General features: G+C 42.7%; 9 protein-coding genes. 8 read left to right on the forward strand and 1 reads right to left on the reverse strand.

Annotated elements, in window-relative coordinates; translation table 11 throughout:
* Nucleotides 1-3 precede the first annotated feature (3 nt).
* Nucleotides 4-1,461, forward strand: a complete 1,458-nt coding sequence (locus tag HMPREF9447_RS14110; protein WP_009130400.1) for a LamG-like jellyroll fold domain-containing protein — start codon at nt 4-6, stop codon at nt 1,459-1,461.
* Between the two features lie 149 nt (nt 1,462-1,610).
* Nucleotides 1,611-5,738: a glycoside hydrolase family 2 TIM barrel-domain containing protein gene (locus HMPREF9447_RS14115; protein WP_009130401.1), complete on the forward strand. Its 4,128-nt coding sequence runs from the start codon at nt 1,611-1,613 to the stop codon at nt 5,736-5,738.
* 68 nt (nt 5,739-5,806) lie between these two features.
* Here the strand turns inward: HMPREF9447_RS14115 and HMPREF9447_RS14120 are convergent, their stop codons facing one another.
* Complete coding sequence (locus tag HMPREF9447_RS14120) at nt 5,807-6,280, reverse strand: HU family DNA-binding protein (protein ID WP_009130402.1); 474 nt, start codon at nt 6,278-6,280, stop codon at nt 5,807-5,809.
* Between the two features lie 255 nt (nt 6,281-6,535).
* On the opposite strand from HMPREF9447_RS14120, the gene mnmA reads away from it, so the two are divergent.
* Genes mnmA through trmB form a run of 6 tightly spaced genes read left to right on the forward strand, consistent with a single transcriptional unit; the run spans nt 6,536 to nt 12,350 of the window.
* A complete protein-coding gene (mnmA, locus tag HMPREF9447_RS14125; RefSeq protein ID WP_009130403.1) occupies nt 6,536-7,630 on the forward strand; it encodes a tRNA 2-thiouridine(34) synthase MnmA in 1,095 nt (364 codons plus the stop codon).
* Between the two features lie 16 nt (nt 7,631-7,646).
* The gene (locus HMPREF9447_RS14130; RefSeq protein ID WP_009130404.1) at nt 7,647-9,014 is read left to right on the forward strand and encodes a S8 family peptidase; all 1,368 of its coding nucleotides are present in this window, start codon (nt 7,647-7,649) and stop codon (nt 9,012-9,014) included.
* A gap of 39 nt (nt 9,015-9,053) precedes the next feature.
* The gene (gene xseA / locus HMPREF9447_RS14135; protein ID WP_009130405.1) at nt 9,054-10,292 is read left to right on the forward strand and encodes an exodeoxyribonuclease VII large subunit; all 1,239 of its coding nucleotides are present in this window, start codon (nt 9,054-9,056) and stop codon (nt 10,290-10,292) included.
* 8 nt (nt 10,293-10,300) lie between these two features.
* Nucleotides 10,301-10,516, forward strand: coding sequence for an exodeoxyribonuclease VII small subunit (xseB, locus tag HMPREF9447_RS14140; protein WP_009130406.1), 216 nt, complete (start codon nt 10,301-10,303; stop codon nt 10,514-10,516).
* Between the two features lie 52 nt (nt 10,517-10,568).
* Entirely contained in the window at nt 10,569-11,588 is a 1,020-nt protein-coding gene (locus tag HMPREF9447_RS14145) for a branched-chain amino acid aminotransferase (RefSeq protein ID WP_009130407.1), read from the forward strand.
* Nucleotides 11,589-11,591: 3 nt separating this feature from the next.
* Complete coding sequence (gene trmB, locus HMPREF9447_RS14150; protein ID WP_009130408.1) at nt 11,592-12,350, forward strand: tRNA (guanosine(46)-N7)-methyltransferase TrmB; 759 nt, start codon at nt 11,592-11,594, stop codon at nt 12,348-12,350.
* Nucleotide 12,351 lies beyond the last annotated feature (1 nt).

Raw genomic sequence — 12,351 nt, forward strand, 5'->3', positions numbered from 1 at the left:
TTTATGAAAAAGTTCAAGATGTTATTTGGTTTATTACTGGGAACGATGATATTGGCATCATGTTCTTCTGATTTATTGAATACTAACGTTGACGACCCTATGACCAGAGGTATTCTTTCTACTGACGATTTTGGTCAAACAATGATTTTGGGAGCCCATAAGTGCAATGATATTGTTAAGTTACAGGATGCTGTCGATTATGGGATAAGTAATTTTGAAGTAGATATTCATGTTTCCAGAGAGAGTGGTACTCCTGTTTTGATGATTGGGCATGAACTGGAAACTTCAACAGGCCAAACTTTTGAGGAGTATATGGATGATCTCCTTGTAATGAAACCTGATTTTAATTTTTTATGGCTTGATTTTAAGGATTTGAGTACGGATGAGAATGAAGCGATTATTCGTGAAACCTTGTATCGTCTAGACAGCAAATATAATATCAAGCAACGTGTTTTGGTTGAAAGTCGTTATATCACACATCTGACTTCATTTGCAAATGATGGATGGCATGTAAGTTTTTACTCTACTTGGAGTAGTCTGGTAGGAAAAACCGAACAAGAACAAAAGGAAATTTGTGATGGTTGGCTGAAATCTATGCAGGAAAATAATGTTGACGGAATAAGTTTTGATTCTGACGTCTATCAGGCTATGAAAACGAACTTTGAGAATGCGCAAGTCAATAACAGGCCTGTAAGACAATATTCGTGGAATTATAGAATCTATTATAATGAACCGGACATTTATGAAAAAATAAAGAAATACAGTCATTTGACCGTTCTCATAATAGGTTTTCCTAATGAAAAAATTCCGAAATTAATCATGGATGTACAATTTGCAGATAAGGGGATAGCTACTAATATGAATGAAGAAATATCTTCTTTGCCCGTTGTAGAAGGAACGACGAATGCCATAGAAACACGTTGGAATAGTTTGTATGAGAAATATGAGGCCGTTTTTGATGGAAGTAATTTCTTCTATATTCCTTATAGTAAAGAAGATGCTATTGGTAAAGCTATGAAAGGGATGTTTTCTATGGAAATCCTATTTTCTCCTGATGGAGGAGTAAATCCATTCTCCTCAATGGAAAGCGGTGGATTAGGGTATGAAATTACCAGCGGTAGCCAACTGGCGTTTTATTATAGGGCAAATAATAAGTGGGTATTGCCAAATAATAATTTTCAGACTCCTATTCAATTAGGAAAAGATATTTATTACCATGCTGTTGTTACATACGATAAAACAACTTTCAGGATGTATATTAATGGTACTAAAGTGAAAGAAGTAAAAGTATCCGGAACATTTAATTTCCCCAAAAAAGACCAAGCACCTGATTATCTGTTAGGAATTGGTGGAGATTATCGTGATACGGCTACTCCTTCAATACAAAATCCTTTCATTGGAAAGATTGTATATGCTAAATTGTATAAAGGAGTATTGAGCAACTCAGATATAACCAATTGAATCAATAGGTTTTAGATAATGAGATTATATATGTAGGAATTTCCTGATTGTATTCTCATACTGAACAAGTAGAAGAATCTGTAAGCATTCAAGTTTATGTATACAGATTCTTCGTTTTGTTTATAACTATAAAATAAATTACCATGAAAATGTTTATCAGACTATTTATATGCTTGTTCTTTCTGGGAGGCAGTGCATTAGCGCAGGATATTTCTCCTATCCTTAAATTTGGGCTGTTTGCCGATACACAGTATGCAGACTGCCCCTCGGAAAATGCACGATTTTATAGGCAGGCATTGCAGAAACTGGATACTTGCATCAATTATTTCAATCAGCAGAATGTCCAGTTTACTATTAATCTGGGGGATATTATTGACAGGAAGAACAGTGATTTAAAAATGATAATGTCCTCTCTCGCTCATCTTAATAACAAGATTTATCATATTACGGGTAATCATGATTATAAAGAAGTGACAGATAATTCTGTTCTCTATCGACAGTTGAGTATGCCTTCCGAATATTACTCGTTCAAGAAGCAAAATTGGGTTTTCATCATGTTGAACACTAATGAAGTGTCAGCTTATGCTAATGTAACGGGAACTGAAAAAGAACAGGAATTGGCTGAGATGTTGGAGCAAATAAAACAAACCGAAGGAAAACAAGCCTACAGGTGGAATGGAGGAATCAGCAGAAAGCAGATGAAATGGCTGGATGACTTGTTGGGAAAATGTGAAAGAAATCATAACAATGTGCTGATTTTTACACATCATCCGCTTTATCCGCAGGGTGAATTTACGGCTTTAAACAATATAGAGATTTTGAATACGATTTCGAAATATCCATGTGTAAAAGCTGTATTTTCAGGACATCATCATGCCGGGGCATTTGGATATTACAAAGGAATCCCGATGATTACCCAGGAAGGCATGATAGAGACGGAAACGCAAAATGCATACTCCACAGTAGAGATTACTCGAGATTCTATTCTTGTGAAAGGACGCGGAAGAGTGCCTTCGCGTTCATTCAAGTATTCGCATCTGCCTTATTGGAAAGATATTCAGACGACTTCTGTAAATACGCAAAATCCCCGAACTTCTTTTATGACGTATGCCAACCGTGCGCAGGCTATGACCGGGCGGTATGAAGAAAGCCCGTATTATAAACTCTTGAATGGTATTTGGAAATTCTATTATGTAGATTCCTACAAGGAACTTCCGGCTGATGTTGTGGATACTACGGCTGCTGTGGTCGGATGGAAGAGTATCAAGGTTCCTGGAAACTGGGAGCTACAAGGGTATGGGACCGCCATCTATACCAATCAGTGCTATGAGTTTCAATCGAGTAATCCGCAGCCTCCTCAATTGCCGGAAGAAAATCCGGTGGGTGTTTATCGTAAGGAGTTCACTTTACCAACCGATTGGGAAGGGCGTGACGTTTATTTGCATATTGCAGGTGCCAAGTCAGGATGCTATGTATATATAAACGGGCATGAAGTTGGGTATAGCGAGGACTCTAAGAATCCAGCGGAATATCTGATTAATAGATATCTGAAATCAGGTGAAAATACACTTGTACTGAAAATATTTCGTTGGAGTACCGGCTCTTATCTGGAGTGTCAGGACTTTTGGCGTATGAGCGGAATTGAACGTGATGTGTTTCTTTATTCGCAGCCAAAAGCTTCCATAAAAGATTTTCGTATAACTTCTACTTTAGATGACAGTTACAGGAATGGTGTTTTTCGTTTGGCTCTTGATTTAAAGAACCATAAGGACACTAATGCCAATCTGGCTATTGGATATGAATTGATTGACTGCTCGGGCAGAGTGGTTGCTACCGGAGAGAAGAATGTGTCCATGAAATCGAAAGGGATGGTCACGGCAACTTTTGAACGGCAATTGCCGGATGTGGAAACTTGGACTTCGGAAGCTCCGAATCTGTATAAGTTGATGATGACTGTCAGGGAGAATGGTAAAATAAGCGAGGTGGTGCCATTTAATGTGGGGTTCCGTCGTATTGAAATCAAGGAAATAGAACAAAAGTCTGCTAGTGGAAAAAATTACACGGTTTTGTTAATTAATGGACAACCGTTGAAATTGAAAGGTGTGAATATTCATGAGCATGATCCGGAAACCGGGCATTATCTTACCGAGGAGTTGATGCGTAAAGATCTTGAATTGATGAGGCGTGCCAATATCAATACAGTCCGTTTGTGCCATTATCCACAAGACCGGCGTTTTTACGAATTGTGTGATGAATATGGTTTTTATGTTTATGACGAAGCCAATATCGAAAGTCACGGCATGCGCTATGATTTACGAAAAGGTGGTACATTGGGGAATAATCCCGAATGGTTGAAACCTCACATGTATCGTACGATTAATATGTTCGAACGTAATAAGAACTATCCTTCTTTAACGTTCTGGTCATTGGGGAATGAAGGCGGGAACGGCTATAATTTTTATCAGACCTATTTGTGGATGAAGCAGGCGGACAAGGATATTATGAATCGTCCGGTGAATTATGAACGTGCTCAGTGGGAGTGGAACTCAGACCTGTACGTCCCGCAATATCCAAGTGCAGGCTGGTTGGAAAACATCGGAAAGAATGGAAGTGACCGTCCGGTAGTGCCATCCGAATATGCACATGCTATGGGTAATTCTACCGGTAGTCTTTGGGATCAGTGGAAAGCTATTTATAAGTATCCCAATCTGCAAGGTGGATATATCTGGGATTGGGTGGACCAGGGGATTCTAACACAAGATGAAAATGGACGTTCATTCTGGGCTTATGGAGGAGATTTTGGGAAAAACATGCCGAGCGATGGTAACTTTTGTTGTAATGGCATTGTCAACCCTGACCGCACTCCTCATCCAGCTTATAGTGAAGTGAAATATGTGCATCAGAATATAGCCTTTGAGGCTATAGATCTGGTTCGTGGTGAATTCATCGTCAAGAATCGTTTTTATTTTACGAATCTGAAGAAATACATGATTCATTATAAGGTGAAAGAAAATGCTAAAACGATTCGTAGTGGCAAAGTATGTTTGGATATTGCACCTCAGGATAGTAAACAACTGAACGTGAATGTGAGCGGATTGAAACCAAAAGCGGGAACCGAATATTTTGTGGAATTTAGTGTGACGACTACTCAGCAGGAAGCTTTAATTCCTGTAGGTTATGAAATAGCTAAAGAACAAATTCGTTTGCCAATAGAGCCATTGGCGCGTATTTACAAAGTTGATGGACCGGCGTTAAGTTGCAGTGTAGAAGACGAGTTGCTGAAAGTAGCATCGTCAAAAGTCTATTTTGTATTTAGCAAGAAAGAAGGACTGGTTACTTCCTATAAAATGAACGGCACTGAATATTTCACGGATAATTTTGGATTTCAACCCAACTTTTGGCGTGCGCCCAATGATAATGATTATGGAAGTCAGTCGCCTAAACGGTTACAAACGTGGAAACAGGCCAGCAAAGACTTCAAGGTTGCAGATGCGAATGTAAAAATGGATGGTAAAGATGCCGTACTAGCTGTTGACTATTTATTACCTGCTGGGAACAGATATATTGTCACTTATCGTATCCATCCTTCCGGTGTAATAAAGGCTAGTTATACTTTTACCCCTGTGGAACAGAAAACCAATCGGACAGGAGATGCAAGGATAGAAATAGATCCTTTTACTTTGGGTAGTGAGGATATTCAGAAAAGAAGAACGGAACTTGTGGTACCACGTATTGGAATGCGTTTTCGTCTGCCCGTGGATATGAACTTAATTACCTATTTCGGGCGTGGTCCGGAAGAGAATTACATAGATCGCAATGCTGGGGTAACTGTAGATTTATTCCAAAATACTGCCGAGCAGATGTATTTTCCGTATGTACGGCCACAGGAGAATGGGCACCGTACCGATACCCGCTGGCTTACTCTGAAAAAAAAGAATGGTAAAGGGCTGACAATTTATGCTGACCATACTATGGGCTTTACCGCATTGCGCAATTCAATAGAGGACTTTGACGGTGAAGAGGCTATTCTGCGAGATTATCAATGGCTCAACCGCAATGAAGAAGAATTGAAACATGACACTATAGCTGCTAAAAATGTGAGACCGCGCCAGACTCATATCAATGATATAACGCCTGAAAATTTTGTGGAAGTCTGCATTGATATGAAACAAATGGGAGTAGGCGGGTATGACAGTTGGGGAGCTATCCCCGATTCACAATATCTTATTCCTGCTAACCAAGAGTATCAGTGGGGAGTGACTATTGTGCCGATGTAATCTTTAGTTTGCCATAAGTTATTAACGCTTATGGCAAACTCTTTTTGTTTAAAGTCAATTTATATATCTTATATAATTCCTTCCTCTTTCAATCCTTTTTCTTCTTCCAGAATTTCAGGTGTCAGTAGTTCTTTGGGGAGGTAATAGCTTAAGGGTATGCGATAGCAGTCTACCTTCTTGAGGCGTCTGAGCAGATTGCGGTCTGCCATGAAATAGACCTTCGATACACTGACTTCTCCGGGAGTCACCTGGCCCGGATGCTCGAATCCTTTGCTGGTCAAGGCAGTCTGAAAGGTACCGAATCCCCGTATGGTGACCGATTGTCCTTTGCTGAGTTCCGTTTCTATAACTTCGCTGACGGCGGTCAGCACTCCCTCCACCATTCCGCGGTTGAAACCTCCGCGCATGGCTACCAGTTCTCCCAGTTCTTTTTCGTTTACTCCGCCACGGCGTTGAAACTTACGGATGACGGCATACCATAGTCCGCTTTTTGCCTTATTCAGCAGGTTTGTTTTCTGTCTTACTAAGTATGGAATTGACATATTACTACTATTAAGTTGTGAACTTACTACTATTCTTGTTTTTGGTTACTACGGGGAACTTACGAGTTGTACAACTCGTACAGCTCCAGTCGTACAACTTAGGCTGCTCCAGTTGTACAACTCGTAAGTTTTTAGTAACTGCAAAGATAAGGAATGATAGGGGGAAACAAAAGAGAATGATGTGAAGTCATGTGAAAAAGGTATGCCTTTTCTATTTCTTCTCCCCGAAATCATTTATTTTTGTAAGCTAATTGAATGAATATTCTAAAAATGAACAGACCTGAGAAGCGAGTATTGGTGGGTATGAGCGGCGGTATTGACAGTACTGCCACTTGTCTGATGTTGAAAGAACAGGGGTATGAGATAGTCGGACTAACCATGTGGGTGTGGGGAGATGAACCGGTGGAGGCGCGGCAGCTTGCCGATAGCATGGGCATCGAACACTATGTGGCCGATGAACGTGAGGCTTTTCGCAAAGTAATTGTGCAGAACTTTATTGATGAATATTGTCAGGGGCGGACACCTAATCCGTGCGTGATGTGTAATCCTACGTTTAAATTCCGCATACTCACTGAATGGGCGGATAAACTGGATTGCGCATTTATCTCTACCGGGCATTATAGCCGTCTGGAAGAAAAGAACGGGAATATATATATAGTGGCCGGAGATGACGATAAGAAAGACCAGTCTTATTTTCTCTGGCGACTGGGGCAGGATGTGCTGAGACGTTGCCTTTTTCCGCTGGGCACCTATACTAAGTTGCAAGTACGGGAGTATTTGCGCGAGAAAGGTTATCAGTTGAAGGCAGAAGAAGGGGAGAGCATGGAGGTATGTTTCATCAAGGGTGATTATCGGGACTTCCTGCGCGAACATTCTCCTGAAATAGACCGTGAAATCGGTCCCGGATGGTTTGTCAATTCCGAAGGGGTGAAGTTGGGCGAACATAAAGGTTTTCCTTATTATACCATCGGACAGCGGAAAGGCCTGGAAATAGCTTTAGGCAAACCGGCTTATGTGTTGAAGATAAATCCGCAGAAAAATACAGTGATGCTGGGAGATGCCGAACAACTACAGACTGAATATATGCTGACCGAACAGGATAACATCATCGATGAACAGGAATTCTTTTCGGCTCCAGACTTGGCGGTACGTATCCGTTATCGTAGCAAGCCGATTCCCTGCACGGTGAAAAGGTTGGAAGACGGACGGCTATTTGTACATTTCTTGTCCGAAGCATCAGCAATAGCACCCGGTCAGTCAGCCGTATTCTATATTGGAAGGCGGGTAGTGGGAGGCTCTTTCATTGCTTCACAACGCGGCATCGGGCTGGTTATTTCAGAAAATAAATAAGTAATTAAATAATAGCATGAGAAAATTGTTTTCCCTTTTAGTTGTTGTCTTGTTTGCAACAGGGGTATCGGCACAGCAAGATACATTGAAGTATCGCATCAGTCTGAAAGACAAGGCCGCCACAGAGTATTCGCTGAAACAGCCGGAGAAGTTCCTGTCTGAAAAAGCAATCGAACGCCGCAAGAAACAGAATCTTCCCATTGACTCTACCGACCTTCCGGTTTGCCGTAAATATATAGATGAAATCCGCAAGCAAGGAGTTACTATCGTAGTGACCGGAAAATGGAATAATTTTGTAACGGTATCTTGCAACGATACAACTCTGATTGACCGAATTGAAGCGCTGCCTTTTGTTCTTTCCACAGAAAAGGTCTGGATTTTTCCCGGTGCCGACAAACCGTCGATGGCGACGGAACGGGATTCTGTAATCAATCAGCCGACAATACATCCGGATAGCATTTACGGACGTGCCATTACTCAGATTCAGTTGAGCAACGGCGATAAGCTCCACGAAGCCGGATTCAAAGGGCAGGGTATGACGATTGCGGTTATTGATGCCGGCTTCCATAATGTAGATAAGATTACTGCTATGCAGAATATCCGTATTCTCGGTACGAAAGATTTTGTGAATCCTCAAGCTGACATCTTTGCTGAGAGCAGTCATGGCTTGTCGGTACTTTCCTGCATTGGTACGAACCAGCCTGGTATTATGACAGGTACGGCTCCCGAAGCTTCCTTCTGGTTGCTCCGTAGTGAAGATGAATATTCCGAGCATCTGGTAGAACAGGATTATTGGGCCGCTGCCGTTGAATTTGCCGATAGCGTGGGAGTGGATGTGTTGAATACCTCCTTAGGGTACTATGCGTTTGATGATAAATCGAAAAATTATAAATACCGTGACTTGGACGGGCATCATGCGCTGATGTCACGTCAGGCTTCGCTTATTGCAGATAAGGGAATGGTATTGGTGTGCAGTGCCGGAAATTCGGGTATGGGTTCCTGGAAGAAGATAACCCCTCCGGGAGATGCTGACAATGTACTGACAGTGGGTGCTATTGATAAGAAGGCTGTGCTGGCTCCCTTCTCTTCTATCGGTAACACGGCTGATGGCCGTGTGAAACCAGATGTTGTGGCCGTTGGCGCCGGATCTGATGTCATCCGTACGGATGGAAATCAGGGACGGGCAAATGGAACTTCTTTCTCTTCTCCCATCATGTGTGGCATGGTGGCTTGTTTGTGGCAGGCTTGCCCGAAGCTGACGGCAAAAGAACTGGTGGAACTTGTGCGCCGGGCTGGTGACCGTGCGGCTTTCCCGGATAATATTTACGGATATGGAGTGCCTGATATGTGGAAGGCGTATAATGATTATAAGTCAAAGAATTAAGACGAATCAGTGGCGAAATAAGATTCATAATCGAAAATAATGGAAACTTTATCTCTCTTAGAACTTAATGCCTTGGTGCGTCGCAGCCTCGAACAATGTCTGCCCGGTGAGTATTGGGTGCAGGCTGAGTTGAGCGACGTGCGTACTAACAGCACCGGACATTGCTATCTGGAATTCATTCAAAAAGATTCCCGCAGCAACAGCCTGGTAGCCAAAGCGAGGGGAACAATTTGGGCGAATGTATATCGTTTGTTGAAACCTTACTTTGAAGAGACTACAGGACAGGCTTTTGTTTCCGGCATCAAGGTGCTGGTGCAGGTTTCTGTCAGTTTCCATGAGCTTTACGGCTATAGCCTTACGGTGCAGGATATTGACCCTACCTATACTTTGGGGGATATGGCACGCCGTCGCCGGGAGATTTTGAAACAGTTGGAAGAAGAAGGTGTACTTACCTTGAATAAAGAGTTGGAGATGCCCGATTTGCCGCAACGTATTGCCGTAATTTCTTCCCCTACGGCTGCCGGCTATGGCGATTTCTGCCACCAGTTGCAGAATAATCCCCGTGGCTTTTTCTTCTATACGGAGCTATTTCCTGCTTTGATGCAAGGCGATCGTGTAGAAGAGTCTGTATTGGCAGCTTTGGATATTATATTAAATCGTCAGAATGATTTTGATGCTGTAGTCATCATTCGTGGAGGTGGAGCTACTTCCGATCTTTCCGGCTTCGACACTTATCTGCTTGCTGCTGCTTGTGCACAATTTCCATTGCCTATTATCACCGGAATAGGACATGAAAGAGATGATACGGTACTCGATTCTGTGGCGCATACCCGTGTGAAAACCCCGACAGCCGCTGCCGAATATCTTATTGATTGCATGGACCTTGCTGCCGACGGGCTGGAAGTTCTTGTCAGTCGCTTGCACGAAAGCGTCCTTTCCCGCCTGACGGAAGAACACCGGAAACTGAATTTATATAGAAATCGTATTCCCTCTGCCGTTGTTCGCCGCATCTCTGATGCCAAGCTAACCCTGTTGACTGCCCGAAGAGATATTTCTCAGGCAGTTACGTCTTCTCTTTCGCATCAGCGTCATCGTCTGGAACTGTTGAAGCAACGCCTGACTGATGCCTCTCCTGAAAAGATGCTTGCCCGTGGTTACAGTATCACCTTGAAAGATGGGAAAGTTGTGAAAGATGCTGCTTTCCTGAATGAGAATGATGAAATACTCACCCGCTTCTATCGGGGAGAAGTAACTTCAACTATAAATCATAAATCATAAATACTCTTATGCCTACTCCGAAGAAAAAAGAAACTTATTCCCAAGCCATGGAGCGCTTGGAGAAGATTGTCCGTCAAATAGACAATAATGAGTTGGAAATTGATGCGCTTGCCGAAAAAATAAAGGAAGCGAATGAGATTATTGCGTTTTGCAGCGATAAATTGACCAAAGCCGATAAGGAAATTGAAAAATTACTGTCGGAGAAGCGAGAATGTGAAGAATAAAGAGTAAATTTGTTGCAGAATGTACGTAATGAGATTACTAATACTTTGAGATATGAAAGAAATAGATTGGGCTAATCTGTCATTCGGATACATGAAGACAGATTATAATGTGAGAATTAATTTCCGCGAAGGTGCGTGGGGAGAACTTGAAATCAGCAGTAGCGAACAGGTCAATCTGCATATGGCAGCTACTTGTCTGCACTATGGTCAGGAAGCGTTCGAGGGCTTGAAAGCTTTCCGTGGAAAAGATGGTAAGGTGCGCATCTTCCGTTTGGAAGAGAATGCAGCTCGTTTGCAATCCACCTGTCGCGGTATTATGATGGCTGAATTGCCGACAGAACGTTTCAAGGAAGCTGTGCTGAAAGCAGTGAAGATGAACGAACGTTTCATTCCGCCTTACGAAAGCGGTGCATCCCTTTATATCCGTCCGTTACTGATTGGGACAGGTGCACAGGTTGGTGTACGTCCGTCTAATGAATATATGTTCCTGATATTTGTAACTCCGGTAGGCCCGTACTTCAAGGGTGGTTTTGCTGCTACTCCTTATGTTATCACACGTAAGTATGACCGTGCTGCTCCGCTCGGAACGGGTATTTATAAGATTGGTGGTAACTATGCTGCCAGTTTGCGTGCCAGTCATGAAGCTCATGCGGCTGGTTATTCCGCAGAGTTCTATCTGGATGCAAAAGAAAAGAAATATATCGACGAATGTGGTGCTGCCAACTTCTTCGGAATTAAAGATAATACGTATATCACTCCTCTGTCTTCCTCCATCCTGCCTTCCATCACAAACAAGAGTTTGATGCAGTTGGCCGAAGACATGGGTATGAAGGTGGAACGCCGTCCGGTTGCCGAAGAAGAACTTACGACTTTTGAGGAAGCCGGTGCTTGCGGAACAGCTGCCGTTATCAGTCCGATTGAACGCATTGATGACCCTGAAAATGGACATTCTTATGTGATAGCCAAAGATGGTAAACCGGGACCTATCTGCACAAAGTTGTACAACAAGCTGCGTGGTATCCAATATGGCGACGAACCTGACACGCACGGCTGGGTAACCATTGTGGAATAACGCATGAGTAAAGGTAAGTTAGCGAAGTTTGCCGATATGGCAAGTTATCCGCATGTGTTCGAATATCCTTATTCAGCAGTAGATAACGTGCCCTTTGAGATGAAAGGACAATGGAACGAGTCATTCTTTGGGAATGACCGTCCCATTGTTTTGGAATTAGGTTGCGGACGTGGTGAGTATACCGTAGGTCTGGGAAAGCTATTTCCCGAAAAGAACTTTATCGGAGTTGACATTAAAGGTGCCCGTATGTGGTCTGGTGCCACGGAGTCGATGCAGGCTGGCATGAAGAATGTTGCTTTTCTGCGTACGAACATCGAAATTATCGACCGTTTCTTTGCGGAGAATGAGGTAAGTGAAATATGGCTGACCTTCTCTGACCCGCAGATGAAGAAAGCAACCAAGCGTCTGACCTCCACTTATTTTATGGAGCGTTATCGCAAATTTCTGAAACCGGATGGTATCATCCATCTCAAGACAGATAGTAATTTTATGTTCACTTATACCCGCTACATGATTGAGGAGAATCACCTTCCGGTAGATGTAATGACAGAAGACCTGTATCACTCTGGCATGGCTGATGATATTCTCAGTATTAAGACTTATTATGAACAACAGTGGTTGGATCGCGGGCTGAACATCAAGTATATCAAGTTTCATCTGCCTGAAGAGGGCGAACTGCATGAACCCGATGTGGAAATAGAGTTAGATGAGTATCGCAGTTATAACCGCAGCAAGCGGAGTGGACTGCAAACTTCAAAATAAC

This window comes from Bacteroides oleiciplenus YIT 12058, from assembly GCF_000315485.1.
Classification (GTDB): Bacteria; Bacteroidota; Bacteroidia; order Bacteroidales; family Bacteroidaceae; genus Bacteroides; species Bacteroides oleiciplenus.

Coding starts and splice junctions, on each gene's coding strand:
- HMPREF9447_RS14115 (WP_009130401.1), top strand. CDS start 1,611: ATGTTTATCAGACTATTTATATGCTTGTTCTTTCTGGGAGGCAGTGCA.
- HMPREF9447_RS14110 (WP_009130400.1), top strand. CDS start 4: ATGAAAAAGTTCAAGATGTTATTTGGTTTATTACTGGGAACGATGATA.
- xseA (WP_009130405.1), top strand. CDS start 9,054: ATGGAAACTTTATCTCTCTTAGAACTTAATGCCTTGGTGCGTCGCAGC.
- xseB (WP_009130406.1), top strand. CDS start 10,301: ATGCCTACTCCGAAGAAAAAAGAAACTTATTCCCAAGCCATGGAGCGC.
- HMPREF9447_RS14120 (WP_009130402.1), bottom strand. CDS start 6,280: ATGTCAATTCCATACTTAGTAAGACAGAAAACAAACCTGCTGAATAAG.
- mnmA (WP_009130403.1), top strand. CDS start 6,536: ATGAATATTCTAAAAATGAACAGACCTGAGAAGCGAGTATTGGTGGGT.
- HMPREF9447_RS14130 (WP_009130404.1), top strand. CDS start 7,647: ATGAGAAAATTGTTTTCCCTTTTAGTTGTTGTCTTGTTTGCAACAGGG.
- trmB (WP_009130408.1), top strand. CDS start 11,592: ATGAGTAAAGGTAAGTTAGCGAAGTTTGCCGATATGGCAAGTTATCCG.
- HMPREF9447_RS14145 (WP_009130407.1), top strand. CDS start 10,569: ATGAAAGAAATAGATTGGGCTAATCTGTCATTCGGATACATGAAGACA.